This window comes from Nonlabens sp., assembly GCF_018401815.1.
Classification (GTDB): Bacteria; Bacteroidota; Bacteroidia; order Flavobacteriales; family Flavobacteriaceae; genus Nonlabens.
Genome location: NZ_JAGYKG010000003.1, coordinates 15,839 through 31,901 on the forward strand (window position 1 = coordinate 15,839; position 16,063 = coordinate 31,901).

A 16,063-nucleotide genomic window follows, 5' to 3' on the forward strand; every position below is an offset into this window, starting at 1 on the left:
ATATATAAACCAAATATTATGACTAAATTACTTTTAAATCTTGAGGTAGCTAAATTGGCTGCTGATGATTATGTAGGATTTACATTCTTCGTAGGATGTATGGCTATGATGGCAGCTAGTGCCTTCTTTTTCTTATCCATGAGCAGTTTTGACAAGAAGTGGCGAACTTCTATCCTGGTTTCTGGATTAATTACCTTTATTGCAGCAGTGCATTATTGGTACATGCGCGATTACTGGGCTAGTTTTGCAGAGTCACCAGTATTCTTTAGATACGTTGACTGGGTACTTACTGTTCCGTTGATGTGTGTTGAATTTTATTTAATTTTAAAAGTTGCAGGAGCAAAGAAGTCTCTAATGTGGAGACTTATTTTCCTTTCTGTAGTGATGTTAGTTACAGGTTACCTAGGTGAAGCTGTAGATCGCGATAACGCATGGTTATGGGGTCTTGTTTCAGGTATAGCGTACTTTGTAATTGTTTATGACATCTGGTTCGGTCAAGCAAAGAAATTAGCTGTTGCTGCTGGCGGGGAAGTACTTGCCGCTCACAAAACACTTTGCTGGTTTGTACTAGTAGGATGGGCAATTTACCCAATTGGGTATATGGCTGGAACTCCAGGATGGTATGAGCCTATCTTTGGTGGATTTGACCTAGATATTGTTTACAACATCGGTGATGCTATCAACAAAATTGGTTTTGGACTAGTAGTTTACAACCTTGCTGTATTAGCTTCTAAGAAATCAGAAGCATAATACTTACCGACCATTAACTAATTATAAATGGCTCCTTTAACGGGAGCCATTTTTTATGTGTTTTATTCAAGCTAATTGCTGTAATGGCAATTGTATAAATGGGGTTAGGGGAGGACTAGGAAGCTTTAGAAGGTATTGTGAAACATACCCTCTTTAGTCCACTAGATCTCCAAAGCATTGCTTAGATCTCTTTGATCAGAGTTATTTCTTGCGGTAATACCGGTTGTTAGGCTATACTATTACTGGTTATAAATGACAACCTAAACATGCCAATATAAAAAAAGCCCATCGAGATGTTACTCGATGGGCTTTATTACATCTAGGCAGTAGGGATTAGTGAATCTCTACAACTTCAAGTTCAAAAACCAGGTCTTGTCCTGCTAGTGGATGATTAGCATCTACTATAATGTGATCTTCTTCTACTTGTGCAACACGCAATTGTTGTTCTGTACCATCAGGGTTTTTGGACACAAGTCCCATTCCTACCTCAGGGTTAATTTCTTTTGGAAGTTGAGTCCTTTCTACTTTATGAAAAAGTTCTTCAATAATTTCTCCATAAGCTTCTTCTTTAGGGATTTCAATGGTTTTCTTTTCATTTACTTTCATATCAACTAGGCCTTTTTCAAAACCTGGAATCAACGCTCCCTGACCTAATTGAGCTTCTAACGGTTCTCTTTTGGCTGAAGTGTCAAATACTTGTCCGGTTGCTTTTAATTTTCCTGTGTAATGCACTTTTACAGTGTCATTTGATTTAACTTGACTCATAAAAATTGTTATTTTTTGTATCAGTAACAAAGGTATGGTTTGTAAATACGTATCAAAGTTTAAGGGACTATAATCCCTTTTATTAAGAAAGGCTTAACGGTTAGAAGATTAAAATCCCTGATTTAATGAGAGAATTGCTATTTAAAGCAACAAATCTTTACAATGCCAACTGGTTAAAAATGAGTTTCGACTATTTTTTAAAACACGGAGCAGGTTGGTATTGAAAAAGGTAGACAAAATACAGTTGTTGGATAGGATATTGTTTAATTCAAATTTTCCCAAACACTGCCATTCCATAGTCTGACTTTGTTATTACTGCTGTCGTAATAGAGATCTCCTGTCGAAGGGGTAGTAGGAGCAAGAGCTCTAGGAGTTAAATGTATGATATCGCTTATTTTTAACTCCCCTCTTATTTCTACCTCATCGGTATCAAATTTTCCATAGATTAAAGGGTCGTCATTGGGATCATTTTGAATAATTAGGGTATTGCTCGCAGTAGTTTCTCCGTTACCAGCTCCAAAACCTATAAAAACATTGTTGTTTCCAGTATTCCAAGCGCCACTAGTAGCTCCTAAATAAGTATTGGAGTTTCCTGCAGCATTATCCCGTCCGGCTATGGACCCAATAAAAACATTTTCATTTCCTACACTGGAGTTCAAGCCGCTAGCGCTGCCTAGAAAAGTATTGCGCAGTCCCGTGGTGTTAGATTGGCCTGAAGTTTGTCCAAAAAAACTATTTTCAGCACCTGAAGTGTTCTGGATTCCTGTACGTTCTCCAAAGAAGCTATTTTTAGAGCCATCTAGATTTGATACACCACTTTGAGAACCGAAGAAGCTATTTTTATCTCCTGTGGTATTGCTTTGACCACTATTAGCACCAAAAAAACTATTATCTAGACCAGAGGTATTAGAGGCACCACTATTAGCTCCTAAAAAGGTAGATCTAGTCGTAATGGTGTTATCGTTGGCTTCCCCAGCATTTTCGCCAATAAAAACCGATTCTCCTGTGTTTAAAAAATCCAGTTGCCCTTTTTGAGTGAATCTAAAAAATAGGATGTTATTGGTTTTAACATCTAGATCTTGAGCGTCTGTGGTTCCAATAAAATCCACACCATTGACCGTGCCAGTGTTTCCATTTAAAGTCCAATCTTTAGAGGAGGTATCACTGGTCACCAAACGCACCCATTGTGTGCCGTTCCAATAATAAAAACCAGTGGTTACATCGCTTACAGTTGCCGTGTTGTACACCAGTAAGCTTTCAATATTTCCATTTACAATGGTCGAAGCGTCATTGGTTCCTGTTAGCGGTAGTCTAGGTATGAGTATTCCAGTGTCTTCAGATACGACGTCTAATGAGGAAGATCCGCTAGGAGTTGCGGTATTTAAACCTACCTGTCCTGGCAGGCTGCTAGAGCATAGGATCAACAGTAGCCATAGCATGCATCGGATTTTAACTTGCATTGGTTGGTAATTACATTTATTTAAGTTCATAATTTATGGTATTAATTAAGTGATTCCCAAACAGTACCCGTCCAAACTTTTAGTTTATTATCTCTGGAGTCGTAATACATATCTCCTGTATTAGCTGTTGATGGGATTTGAGTTTTAGGAGATAGGTTTAATTTATTTTGTATGATCAATCTTCCATTAATCTGAAGCGAATTTGCTTGAAAATCTCCAATAATAAGAGACGCATTTAGGTTGTCATTTTGAAGTACAAAAAGATCGTTAGCGCCAGTTATCAAACCATCTGCATGGTGACCAATAAAGATATTGCCCTGACCTGTATTGGTAACGCCCGAATAACTTCCTAAAAAAGTATTGTGATCAGAAGTGGTAGTTGCCACGCCAGCGTTCTTGCCAATAAAGACATTGTAATTCCCTGTGGTTAAAGCAAAACCGCTATTTTCTCCTATAAATAAGTTGTGATTCCCAGTGACATTAGATAGGCCTGCAGCATTTCCAAAGAAGTTGTTGTACACCCCTTTTGTGTTTTGATTCCCACTGCGTTCACCGAAGAAGCTATTACCACCAATACCACATGCTGTCAAGTGGACTACTGTAGGAAGGTCGTTGTAGATCGTAGAACCAGAAAGATCCGTTACAGTTTGGGCACTACTTGTTCCTTGAACAGTCGCTTGGTTGGTTATAAAACCTGTGGCAATATTTGTTGGATGAATAGTATAAGTGGCCGTATAGACCCAAATTTCTGTTGTATCTAACTCGCCATTTCCATTGGTGTCCCCATTACTATAACTTATAACAGGTAATTCAGCATCTGTAAGGCTTACTGCTGTTAAATTAGTGTTGCCAAGGTTGGTCACTTCAAAAGTATAAGTAACTGTCTCAGAGGCATCGGCACATCCGTTGCTATTGGTATCAATAAAAGCTGCTGTTTGCACCAACGCAATGTTTGTTACTAGCACACTAAGCGTTCCCGATTGTACTTCTCGTGCACAAACATAATCCACATGTGTAATGACTACAACATATTGTTGACCGTCTAAAGCTTCGGTTGCGATAAGGTCTAAACTGGCATTAGTTTCTCCAAATATGGCGGTACCACCTGTATCAGGATTGCCTAGATACCACTGATATCTGATCCCCGCGTTGGCATTACCTAGTGAGGTATAACTAGGTGTTGTGGTTGGCGCATTACCTATAAAGGTAGTGGTCTCGTCTCCGCGAGCACTAACGCTAAAGCTTACGGCATCACCGTTGTTTGCCGTTTGGTTGGTTGTTGCACTTGTTATTTGAAGTCGAGTAGCTATGTATTCATTGCCGGTAATACCATTGTAACCACCTGTGCCGCCGATAACAAGACCGTTAGCGTCAAAACCAGTACCGTCTAAAATACCGTCATTATTAGCATCTATCCCTCCTGATTCCACTACATCATAGCAGCCATCGTTATCAGAGTCAAGATCTAAGGAATCGATAATACCGTCTAAATCGGTATCTCCTACCGTTTGTTCTATTTGAAAAGTCAGATCTCCATCATTATCTCCATAAAAATCATCAGCAAAAACAACATAGATCTCCCCTGAAGTTGCTGGAGTAAAAGAAAGGGTGTTGTTAACCGCAAAAACTTCTCCTAATAGTTCATCCACTCCTGGGTCGTATTGCCCGTTTCCGTTGGTGTCCACCATACCTAAAAACCTCAAGCGGTTGGTGTAATCTGCAGCTACTAAATTGGCAAATGGAAGATTCACTGATGTATTGGGATTTCTAACATGGTTATTTGCATTATCTCTGTAGTAATTTCCATCTAAATCTACCCACCTGCGGTCGGCACTCTGATCAAAAAAATACTTTAAAATAGACTGACCACTATAAGGTCCACCACTGACTATGGCACTGCCTATGGATGAAGTAGGGGAGGTAAATCGGATGGTAATACCCGCGGTGATAGAAACACCAGAAGATTGCCATGCCTGGGTAGCTGTATTGAAGCTCGAAGATGTGGAAAGCACAACCACTTGATTTTCATTAACGTCTAGTATACCATCATTGTCGTCGTCTAAATCACAAATATCAGAAATACCATCTCCATCAGTGTCAAGATTGTTTGAAATAGCAGCGTCACATTCATTATTTGAAGCATCACGATAATCGTAATCAATAGTTAGTGCGATGGCATTACCACCGCCTGGATTCACATCGTTATCACTGTCTAATAAGGTGAATAAGCCACCGGTATAAGCGTTTCCATTGACGTCGTTATAATTGTCTATGGATTCTGAATCGTCCGAAAGGCCATTAGCGCCTACTCCATTTGTAGGGATAGGTGTGTTGGTAAAACTTTCTACTCTATCATTAATCCCATCGTTGTCGGTATCAGTGTCGAGGTAGTCCATTTCATCAGTACCATCTGTATTTACAGGGATTAAACCAATAGAGCCTGTGCCATCTGAGTTTCCGTTTGGTGTGGCATCATAGGCGTTATCAAGCCCATCATGATCATCATCAAGACCTGTAGGAGGAATGTATCCTGCGGTGGTTTGTGCTTCTATGTTGTCTGGAATACCGTCGTTGTCGGAGTCCAGGTCAATACTGTTTTTGATGCCATCGTTATCTGAGTCTTTCGATAATGGCAAGCTACACGCATCGGCTATACGAATACTGTGGTTATTAGTACTACCTCCAGTAGACGCGGTAAATCCAAAATGCACATTTGATTCTCCTGCAAAGAAATTGGTGATTAAATCAGCAGTGTAAGCATCGCTGTAAAGGTTATCAAATAAGTAAGAAAGTGTTTGGGTGGTGGCATTCCACGAGATAACTATAGTGTGCCATTGTCCATCTTCTATGTTACCTGAAGCTCCTAAGGTTACATTTGGTCTTAATATAGCAGTTGGAGAAGTCTGATCTGAATCCCAGAAGCTTGCATGATCTGCAGCGATCTCAGGAAGGGAAGTATTAGAATTGTCGAAGGTGTCGAATTCCATAACAATACCATTTTGAATGCCTCCAGCACCAATCGCATTTCCTGGTAGACCAACAGCATTAGTGCCTAAAGGGTCGTTGTGAAAGGTAACCGTTATGCCGTCAGCTCCATTATTAGTAGTTCCAAAATTTGCCTCAAAACTTAAAGTAAAACTTTCATTAAAATTGATTCTGCCAAAAGACCAAGCCTGTCCGCTTTGATTGTTTAGATTGGGGGTAAGTTGAAACTCGTTGGCTGAAGTTTCTGAAGCGTCTCCTGTAATATTTAAGTATTCTGAAACGTTGCCAAGCAACTCTTTTTCTCGACAATCTACGATGCCATCATTGTCATCGTCTATATCGCAAATATCAGAGACACCATCTCCATCGGTATCTACATTTCCAGAGGCAATAGGGTCGCAGGGGTCAGGGCAGTTTGCATCTTGTACAGCATTATTCTGGCTACTCCCTACAGGTTGACCACTTCCAGTGGCTATGGTTGGAACTCCATTGGCATCTACTCCACCTACAAGCATGTCGTTAGCATCAGTGTTGGCGGTAGTAAAATTTGCTCCTCCTTCAATTGCATCACTACAGCCATCATTATCTGAGTCGGTATCTAAATGATCTGGAATCCCATCGTTGTCGGTATCTTGTCCACTGCATGCAATAGTAATAGATGATCCAAATTGACCGTCTACACTAAATTCAAATAGATGAGGATCTTTTCCATCGTCATCTTGTCTACTTCTAATTATTATAGAGGTTATTGGAGCTGAAGAGAATACGTCAAACACTCTGATAACTGGTGAGGCAACCGCATCATAGCTCGTGGCATAGGTAGGCCCTACTTGTGTGGCTCCATTAAAAAGCACTACTTCTAACCCTAAATATTTGACTGGGTCATTGCCTTGTTCACTGTTGCCCCAATAAATACTTATTGGAGTAGCACTAGGTAAGGTGGTCCCAAAATCCAAATGAAGATCGTTGTTTGGTGGATGATGAATTCTACGTCTATTATTAACAGCGTTAGCCGTATTGGCATCAAACAAGTCGGTAAAAGTAGCATTCGAAAAATGAGCAGGGAGTCCTCCGATCAGTGTAATAGTAGCGGTAGTTTCTACACAACCTTCGGCAGTGTCTAAAATCCCATCATTATCGTCATCTAAGTCACACACATCAGAAACTCCGTCACCATCGGTATCTAAGTTTCCTGAAGCAACAGGGTCGCATGGGTCTATTATGGTTTCTGTAAATAAAATTTCTTCTATCCAAGGATCCCATCTTATTGGACCACCACCTACCCAGAGAAGTCTGTAACCTATATAGGCAGTTGTATTGCCACTTAGGTTGATTACTTCTTCCTCTGCAGTTACCGTACCCGTCATTGTAATTGTTCCTGTTAGATCAGTATAACTGGCACCGTCAAAGCCTTCCACTCGGAATTGTGTCGTTGGGCTTAAAAATGAAGTGTTAGGATTATATGAAGTATCTAATAAAAATCTTAATTCTGTAATAATAGCGGCCTGATTAAAGCCTATATTAAATATTTCTCTATTAGTACCTGGGTAATTTTGGTTGTTTAAGTAAAAGTTTTGTTGGTTGAGAGTCCCATCGTTTAAGACGGCAATGTTACCTGTGCTGCTCAATTCAGTAGTTACTGAGGTAATAGTTGACTGTAGGGTATACTCATAATTTTTAACTTCTAACGGGGTCGCATTTCCGCCTATTTCTAAAATCCAATCTCCAGTTACACCAGTAAGATTAGTAGAAGCTGCAACTTGGATATGTAGTTCTTTTTCTAGGTAGGTAATTGCTGCTTTTCCTTTTTCGCCTTGAGCGAAATAGCAACCATAGATGTTAAGGCTCCTTTGTCCTGCAGAGATTTCGTGACCTCTTTGTCCTGCGGCCATTTCCCCAAAGGGGAAAGAAAAATGAGTTTTTACAAAAGTTGCTATTTCTTCTGCACCTATCCATTTATTATTGATGAACAGTTCTCCTGGGCGGCCATGAGAGAATAGGTAAAAACCTAATTCATCTTTAGGCAAAGCATTTTGCAATATATGGGTGTCCTTTAGAGCGTTATCTATATGATAATTTGGCACCTTATTGGTGTACTGGTAAGTAATTGTTGCACTTGAAAAAGCAGTGAATAAAAAAACTGATATTAAGCACCACAACGTTCTACTAATCGTATACTTGAAATAATTTCCCCTCATTATCATAAATTATGGATTCCTTAAACTCTGAAATTGAGAATTTTAGCAAAAATACTTTTTTTATTATCCAAGTATAGGGTTCATTACATTTATTTACCTTTAAAAAGGTGTATTTCAACGATTTTAACAGTAATTAAATGAAAAAATTATCAATTGTTAATAAAATAAAGGTATTTAATGCTTTTAAATTAACCGTTAGTCAATTATTCTATATTTAGAAGGATCCTAGAGGTTGGAGGTTGTTTTGCTTTCGCGAAAGCAGTATTCCCAAATGAGCCTATTGAAAATCAGATAGTTGGTGATAACGATCATTTAACGCAACAAAGTGTTAAAAACCAATAAATAAGAGTATTTTTGCAGCCGCTTAGAAGCATTTTTTTTTATGAAAGATATTAGAAACATCGCGATTATTGCTCACGTAGACCACGGTAAGACTACGTTAGTAGACAAGATTTTACACCATTGTGAAACCTTCCGTGAGAATGAAACTACCGGAGATTTAATTCTTGATAACAACGATATTGAACGAGAACGCGGGATTACCATCCTCGCAAAGAACGTATCAGTAATGTACAAAGGTACCAAGATCAATATTATTGATACTCCTGGTCACGCCGATTTTGGTGGTGAGGTAGAACGTGTATTGAACATGGCTGATGGGGTACTACTTTTAGTAGATGCTTTTGAAGGTCCAATGCCACAAACTCGTTTTGTATTGCAAAAAGCAATCGACTTGGGATTAAAACCATGTGTAGTAGTTAATAAAGTCGATAAAGAAAATTGTACTCCAGAGGAGGTACATGAGTCTGTTTTTGACTTGATGTTTGAACTAGGTGCTGAAGAGTGGCAACTTGACTTTCCTACTGTTTACGGTAGTGCAAAGAACAACTGGATGTCTGACGACTGGAAGAATGAAACCACTGATATCGAGCCTTTATTAGATATGGTGATTGAGCACGTGCCTGCTCCTAAAGTAGAAGAAGGAACAACTCAATTATTGATTACTTCTTTAGATTTCTCTAATTATACTGGACGTATTGCAATAGGTCGTATTAAAAGAGGATCTATTAAGGAAGGTCAAAACGTATCTTTATGTAAGCGTGACGGTTCCATAACCAAAACTAAAGTTAAAGAAGTTTATGTCTTTGACGGTATGGGAAAAGCCAAAGCAGAAGAAGTAATGGCTGGTGATATTTGTGCCATTGTAGGACTAGAAGGTTTTGAAATAGGGGACTCTGTTGCCGATTTTGAGAACCCTGAATCCATGCCTACTATTGCTATAGATGAGCCTACGATGAGTATGCTATTTACTATTAATGATTCTCCTTTCTTTGGTAAGGATGGTAAATTTGTGACTTCACGTCACATTAATGACCGTTTAACTAAAGAATTAGAAAAAAACCTTGCCCTACAAGTACATGATACTGGTAGTGCAGATAAATTCATGGTTTATGGACGTGGTGTGTTGCACCTTTCTGTATTGATCGAAACGATGCGTCGTGAAGGTTATGAAATGCAAATAGGACAGCCACAAGTTATTATCAAAGAAATAGACGGTGTTAAATGTGAGCCTATTGAAGAGCTTACCATAGATTTACCTGAAGAAGTAAGTGGTAAAGCGGTTGAAATGGTTACTTTAAGAAAAGGAGAAATGACTAGTATGGGGCCTAAAGGGCAACGTATGGTGTGCGAATTTAAGATTCCATCTCGTGGGATTATCGGGTTGCGTAATCAATTGATTACAGCTACTGCTGGAGAGGCAATCATGAACCATCGTTTTATAGGTTTTGAACCTTTTAAAGGAGAAATTCAAGGACGTATCAATGGCTCTATGATTTCTATGGAAAAAGGAACGTCCATTCCTTATTCTATGGATAAACTGCAAGATCGTGGTAAATTCTTTATTTACCCAGGTGAAGAGATTTATGGTGGTCAGGTAGTAGGAGAAAATTCTAGACCAGATGATTTAGCGATCAACCTTACAAAAACGAAGAAACTTTCTAACGTGCGAAGCTCCGGTAATGATGATAAAGTAAAGATCGCACCGCCGGTTAAATTTACTTTAGAAGAAGCATTGGAATACATACAAAAAGATGAGTATGTTGAAGTGACTCCAAATCACTTAAGATTGCGCAAAATTATTCTTGATGAAGGAATGCGTAAACGTGCAGGAAAACAACTTTCTTAATTATACTTAAGAAGTAGTAGGTAAAAAAGACTGTCTGAAAAGACAGTCTTTTTTGTTTAAAAAGCTTTTAGAGTTTGTTGACATTCTTAAAAGTTGCATTTAGTTGGCGTTCTCCAAACCTAAAGGCTGCGAAAACTTCTGTTGTATTAGTAAGGAGTGTGGATTAGAAAGCTCTCCCTTTAGGGCAGGGGAAAAGCATTTAGAGTTCGTTTCCGTTCCCCATCCCTAAAGGGTGCGGAAACTTCTGTTGTATTAGTATGGAGTGTGGATTAGAAAGCTCTCCTTTTAGGGCAGGGGAAAAGCTTTCGGAGTTCGTTTCCGTTCCCCAGCCCTAAAGGCTGCGATTCGTTTCCGTTCCCCAACCCTAAAGGCTGCGGAAACTTCTGTTGTAGTAGTAAGGAGTGTGGATTAGAAAGCTCTCCCTTTAGGGCAGGGGTAAAGCTTTTAGAGTTCGTTTCCGTTTCCCAGCCCTAAAGGCTGCGAAAACTACTATCCTATAGTTTAAGGGGGTGGGTTACAAAGTCCCCTGTTAGAGCAAGGGAAAAGCATTAATTTTAAATTAGTTTATCAGTTCAAAAAGGTCGCTTCTACTTATCTTAGCGTCTTAATCATTTTAATTGAGGTTACAGGTCCAAAAATATCATCCAGAAAATGCTGCAGAGTGGAACGCTTTTGTAAAGCAATCGGTGAATGGGTCTTTTCTTCTTGAACGTGATTTTATGGATTATCACCAAGAGCGATTTGAAGATCACAGTCTAATGTTGTATTTAGAAGGGCAATTGATGTGCTGTATTCCAGCTCATGTAAAAGCGGGTGTTTTTTACAGTCATCGGGGTTTAAGTTATGCTGGTTTGGTCATCAGCGCTGCCGCAGTATCAATTATAGATCGTATAGTCGATGCGTTGTTGGAGTATGTGAACGGTTGTGCTTTCGCGAAAGCGGAATTACAACTGCCACCAGTAGCCTATCAACGTATAAATAAAGAAATAGCAGCCGTTTTACAATATAAAGGTTTTATCTCTAATCGAAAATTGCACAATCAGTCCGTAGCATTAGATCAAGAAATACAGGTATCACCTAAAAAGTCTATAAGGTATCGCAATGGAAAATACGAAGGATTGAGAATAGAAGTTTCAAATGATTTTAAGAGTTTCTGGGAAGAAGTTTTACTACCACAATTGGCAGCACGTTACCATTCAAAACCAGTACACAGCTTAGCAGAAATAGAATTACTCGCTTCAAGATTTCCAGAGAATATCGTTCAATATAATGTGTATAGAGAGGATGCATTACTTGCAGGGATCACTTTTTTTATAAAAGGGGAGATAGTGAAGTCTCAATATACTGCTAGTTCTCCAGAAGGCTTAAAGACAGATGCAGTAGCTTATGTTTATATGGAGGCAATGAAGGAATTTAAAGAAAAAGGATGTTCTATTATGGATTATGGGCCAGTGAATGAAAAAGGCGGATCGGTAAATAAAGGATTACAGCGTTTTAAAAAACAACTGGGCTGTCAAGAAGAGATATGGGAACGATGGGAATTTGATCAAAACATCTAAGGATAAAAAAAACCACCAAATAATAAGTTGCTGTCAAACACTTACTATACGGTGGTCATTCAACCAAACTTAACTTATTTTTCTTTTTCATAATATTTTCGGGTGGTTATAATTAAAAAAGGCTAATTCAATAATCTACACTTGTACGTCCAATGTTATGATGATACAAATTTAATAGATTTACATACTTGAAGGTGCTAACATCTAGTTAAGCAATGTTAAGTAGTGTTACCTTTATATATTAAAAAACAAATTAAATTTGCAACAGAATTTTAACAAATGAAGAATACAAAGAAATCATTTCACTTTGCCGTGTTTTCGAGTGTATTGCTAATCGTTTTTACGATTTTAGGCCAGACCGTAAGGACGGCAGCCAATACCATCAATGATATCACTGCTTACTTCATCACCTTATTTTTTATAAGCATTTTTTTTGGTGCTATTTTTAGTGTTTTGAGTTTTAAAGAGCCCTTTCACTGGAAAAAATATGTGGGAATAGGAATTAACTTCTTCTTTTTGGTGATGACCAGCCTTGCTTTGATCGGTAATTTAAAAGACGTCGTAGAAGCTTTTAGTTAAAGCACTTTCGATGTGTTATCTTCGTTATCTAGTCCAAGAATGAAATGATACCATCTTATATTCCATATTTAGACCTACAACCTCATAACAAAAGGTTTGCGCAACAAGATCTAAAGACGTTTAAGGAAATCCACGCGACGGGAAAGTTGATAGGTGGAGAATGGGTGAACAAGTTTGAAAATGCTTATGCCTCCTATTGTGGGGCAAGTAACTGTATAGGGACGGCAAATGGGCTGGATGCATTAACCATTATTCTTAAAGCCGAAGTCGCTTTGGGAAACCTACCTGAAAAGGCAAAGATTGTTGTGCCAGCGCATACTTATATCGCTACTTTTCTAAGTATCCTGCACGCGGGGATGCAACCTGTTCCTGTAGATGTGGAGGAGCTTACTTTAACAGCACAAGTGCTGCGGCAGGTCGATCAAAGCTATGATGCCATTATTGCAGTAGACATTTATGGCAAGTTAGTAGATGATGAGGTATATGCCTATGCAAGAGAGAAGTCAATTCCTATTTATTGTGATACGGCTCAGTCACATGGGGCAGTTAACGATAGAGGTGTCAAGTCCGGAAATCTAGCTCGAGCGAGCGCCTTCTCGTTTTATCCAACAAAAAACCTAGGTGCTCTTGGAGATGCAGGTGCGATAACCACGAGTGATGAGGATTTGGCAATTACTTGTCGCAGCATAGCCAACTATGGTAGATCAAGCCGTTTTGTCAATGACTTAGTGGGAATTAATTCTAGACTTGATCCGTTGCAAGCTGGTTTTTTAATCAATAGATTGCCACAACTTGATACCGATAATCAAAGAAGAGTAGAAATAGCTAAGTTTTATATCAAGCATCTTCAAAATAACAAAGTAAGATTGCCTTCAGAGCACTTTATTAAAAATAATGTAGTCCACGTCTTTCCAGTTTATGTAGGTGATAGAAAGCTTTTTGTAGATCACTTAGATCAGGAAGGCATAGGTACGAGTGTGCATTATGAAGTGCCGCCACATCAACAAAAAGCATTGAAACAATGGAATCATCTTAGATTTCCAGTTACAGAAAAATTACATCGCACTGAAGTAAGCTTGCCATGTCACCCTTTAATGACTTTAGAGCATCTGCAAAAGGTAGTACAAGCAGTAAACGCCTACTAAATGAGAAGACTTTTTCATCAACTTCATAAAAATGTACTGCTCAAAGTAGCTGGGTTCAATTCTATTCATGTAGTTCTGAAAATAGGAATAGGTGCCATCATGTCTAAAATTCTTGCTGACTACGTAGGTGCGGCAGGATTGGGAATCCTTGGTAACCTGCGTAATTTTACTCAAGGGTTACTTACTTTTTCTGTGTTAGGACTGGAAAATGGACTGGTTAAAAATACAGCCCAATTTCAGCAAGAGCCGGCTGAGTTAAAAAAGGTATTTGGCACCGCTTGGGTATGGAGTATATGCGCCAGTATCATAGCAGCTGTTGTGATATTCTTTGCTGCTTCATGGTTGGATCAAAAACTTATAGCGACAGAGGTAGACTTTTCTATGGTTTTTAAGGTTCTTGCCTGTTCGCTGCCTTTTTATGTAGTATTCGTTTTCATTACCAGCCTGATGCAAGGTTTAGAGTGGTTTAAGAAATTTATTATTCTCAATATCATTATAAGTATTTTGGTTTTTGGAACCTCTGCGATTTTGGTGTATCAATACAATCTTACCGGAGCTTTATATTCGCTTGCTTTGGTTCCTTTTTTACAATGTATTGCAGCTGTTGTTTTTTGGTGGTTTCAAGGACAAAAAAGCTTAAAACTCCAAGAACTGCTAAATCTTCACTTTGATAAAAAAGCCAGTCGACAGTTGCTTAAGTACAGTGTTATGGCACTAGTAAGTGCATTGCTGATTCCGTTGGTAAACATCTTGGTAAGAGATCAGGTCAGAGCAGAGGTGAGTGATGAAGCCGCTGGATGGTGGGAGGCTGTCGTGCGTATTTCTGGATTCTACATGCTCTTTGTAACCAGCTTGATCAGCCTTTATGTCTTGCCTAGTTTGAGTAAAGATAACAGTCATAAGAACTATAGAGCTACCGTCTGGAAGTTTTATACCACTATAGTACCACTTGTTATTGTGGGGCTTATCCTTATTTATCTCTCTAGAGATTTTATTATTAGTATTTTGTTTACGGCAGAATTTGACGCTTCTAGTGGGCTATTTAAATGGCAACTCCTAGGTGATTTTATAAAGATTGTCACTACGGTTTTAGCCTTTAGATTTATAGCTATGAACGACCTTAAAAGCTACCTAATAGCCGAGCTATTAAGTATAGCGTCTTTCTATTTATTAGCTTTTTATAGTATACCCGCTTACCAAGAAGAGGGTGTTGTAATAGCGTATTTAGGTAATTATTTATTTTATTTAGTGGTATTGCTCTTCCTTTTGCGTAAAGAACTTTTTACTGTGTGATACCACCTTTAATTTTTATAGAGAATACTGTTTTGTCTATTTCTTATAGGGTCGCTAATAGCAGTAACAGTTCATTTGACTCAAAAGGATTTTTACAGCAGCAAGCAACTATCCCGTTTATTACAGCCTATTTTTATAGGGGTTGTGGTTTGGCTTAAAAATATTTAAATAAAAGGGTTCTTAAATGATGCGCGACTAGGGATGACCAACTTATATTTGTAAATCATTTTGTTTTAGTTTTTGTCGTTTGTGGGGATTCCGCTTTCGCGAAAGCGCGTATTTTAAAATTCAATCGACACTCCTTATGGAATTACAACTCAATAGACCTATTTGCTTTTTTGACCTAGAAACGACAGGTACGAATATCTCTAAAGATAGAATCGTTGAAATTTCTATACATAAAGTTTTTCCTAACGGAGAGGAGAAGACTTATACGTTTAAAGTAAATCCTACAATTCCCATTCCAGCAGAAACTACTGCAGTGCACGGCATCACAGATGACATGGTCAAAGACGCTCCTACTTTTAAAGAAAGAGCTCACGAGGTTAATAATATCATCAAAGATGCAGATCTGGCAGGCTTTAACTCGAATAGGTTTGACATCCCATTGTTAGCCGAAGAAATGTTGAGAGCCGGAATAGATTTTGAAATAGGAAATAGAAATGCGATTGATGTGCAGAATATTTTTCATAAAATGGAACAGCGTACCCTAGTGGCCGCTTATAAATTCTACTGCCAAAAAGACCTGACCGATGCCCACAGTGCCGAGGCTGATACTATTGCTACTTATGAGGTTTTAAAAGGGCAGTTAGACCGATATCCAGAGTTGGATAATAATATGAAATCTCTAGCAGAATTTTCTACTCGTCGAAAGGCAGTCGATTTTGCGGGAATGCTTGCTTTTAATGAAGCTGGTGAAGAGTGTTTCAACTTTGGGAAGCACAAAGGTAAGCGCATCGTTGATGTATTAGATCAAGAACCTGGATATTACAGCTGGATACAAAATGCAGATTTCCCGCTTTATACAAAAAAAGTTCTTACCGCTATTAAGCTACGTGGCTTTAATAGCTAAGGATTTGTTGAGGTAAATTCGATGAATGATGTATTTAATTGACTTCATATACAGAGTTTTAGCCGATTA

The 16,063-nt window shown here is 38.6% G+C and carries 10 protein-coding genes; 7 read left to right on the top strand and 3 right to left on the bottom strand.

Annotation, left to right across the window (positions count from 1 at the left end; all coding sequences use genetic code 11):
* The first annotated feature begins 18 nt into the window (after nt 1–18).
* Nucleotides 19–750, top strand: a complete 732-nt coding sequence (locus KG732_RS06800; RefSeq protein WP_213521793.1) for a bacteriorhodopsin-like — start codon at nt 19–21, stop codon at nt 748–750.
* 333 nt (nt 751–1,083) lie between these two features.
* On the opposite strand, the gene KG732_RS06805 is transcribed toward KG732_RS06800, so the two are convergent.
* The 3 genes from KG732_RS06805 to KG732_RS06815 form a co-directional block, all read right to left on the bottom strand.
* Complete coding sequence (locus KG732_RS06805; protein WP_213521795.1) at nt 1,084–1,515, bottom strand: peptidylprolyl isomerase; 432 nt, start codon at nt 1,513–1,515, stop codon at nt 1,084–1,086.
* Nucleotides 1,516–1,778: 263 nt separating this feature from the next.
* Nucleotides 1,779–2,954: a hypothetical protein gene (locus KG732_RS06810; protein WP_213521797.1), complete on the bottom strand. Its 1,176-nt coding sequence runs from the start codon at nt 2,952–2,954 to the stop codon at nt 1,779–1,781.
* 62 nt (nt 2,955–3,016) lie between these two features.
* On the bottom strand, nt 3,017–8,158 hold the full coding sequence (locus KG732_RS06815) for a DUF4347 domain-containing protein (protein ID WP_213521799.1): 5,142 nt from the start codon (nt 8,156–8,158) through the stop codon (nt 3,017–3,019).
* 382 nt (nt 8,159–8,540) lie between these two features.
* Between KG732_RS06815 and typA the strand changes: the two genes are divergently transcribed.
* From typA to KG732_RS06845, 6 genes are all read left to right on the top strand, one after another.
* Nucleotides 8,541–10,346, top strand: coding sequence for a translational GTPase TypA (gene typA, locus KG732_RS06820; RefSeq protein WP_213521801.1), 1,806 nt, complete (start codon nt 8,541–8,543; stop codon nt 10,344–10,346).
* A gap of 617 nt (nt 10,347–10,963) precedes the next feature.
* On the top strand, nt 10,964–11,905 hold the full coding sequence (locus KG732_RS06825; protein ID WP_213521803.1) for a GNAT family N-acetyltransferase: 942 nt from the start codon (nt 10,964–10,966) through the stop codon (nt 11,903–11,905).
* A gap of 279 nt (nt 11,906–12,184) precedes the next feature.
* Nucleotides 12,185–12,484 (top strand): hypothetical protein, encoded by a 300-nt coding sequence (locus KG732_RS06830; RefSeq protein WP_213521805.1) that lies wholly within the window; start codon nt 12,185–12,187, stop codon nt 12,482–12,484.
* 44 nt (nt 12,485–12,528) lie between these two features.
* Nucleotides 12,529–13,629, top strand: coding sequence for a DegT/DnrJ/EryC1/StrS aminotransferase family protein (locus KG732_RS06835; RefSeq protein ID WP_213521807.1), 1,101 nt, complete (start codon nt 12,529–12,531; stop codon nt 13,627–13,629).
* Nucleotides 13,630–14,922 (top strand): O-antigen translocase, encoded by a 1,293-nt coding sequence (locus tag KG732_RS06840; RefSeq protein WP_213521809.1) that lies wholly within the window; start codon nt 13,630–13,632, stop codon nt 14,920–14,922.
* A gap of 304 nt (nt 14,923–15,226) precedes the next feature.
* Nucleotides 15,227–15,994: a 3'-5' exonuclease gene (locus tag KG732_RS06845; protein WP_213521811.1), complete on the top strand. Its 768-nt coding sequence runs from the start codon at nt 15,227–15,229 to the stop codon at nt 15,992–15,994.
* Nucleotides 15,995–16,063: the final 69 nt, after the last annotated feature.

Coding starts and splice junctions, on each gene's coding strand:
- KG732_RS06800 (WP_213521793.1), top strand. CDS start 19: ATGACTAAATTACTTTTAAATCTTGAGGTAGCTAAATTGGCTGCTGAT.
- KG732_RS06805 (WP_213521795.1), bottom strand. CDS start 1,515: ATGAGTCAAGTTAAATCAAATGACACTGTAAAAGTGCATTACACAGGA.
- KG732_RS06810 (WP_213521797.1), bottom strand. CDS start 2,954: ATGCTATGGCTACTGTTGATCCTATGCTCTAGCAGCCTGCCAGGACAG.
- KG732_RS06815 (WP_213521799.1), bottom strand. CDS start 8,158: ATGAGGGGAAATTATTTCAAGTATACGATTAGTAGAACGTTGTGGTGC.
- typA (WP_213521801.1), top strand. CDS start 8,541: ATGAAAGATATTAGAAACATCGCGATTATTGCTCACGTAGACCACGGT.
- KG732_RS06830 (WP_213521805.1), top strand. CDS start 12,185: ATGAAGAATACAAAGAAATCATTTCACTTTGCCGTGTTTTCGAGTGTA.
- KG732_RS06835 (WP_213521807.1), top strand. CDS start 12,529: ATGATACCATCTTATATTCCATATTTAGACCTACAACCTCATAACAAA.
- KG732_RS06840 (WP_213521809.1), top strand. CDS start 13,630: ATGAGAAGACTTTTTCATCAACTTCATAAAAATGTACTGCTCAAAGTA.
- KG732_RS06845 (WP_213521811.1), top strand. CDS start 15,227: ATGGAATTACAACTCAATAGACCTATTTGCTTTTTTGACCTAGAAACG.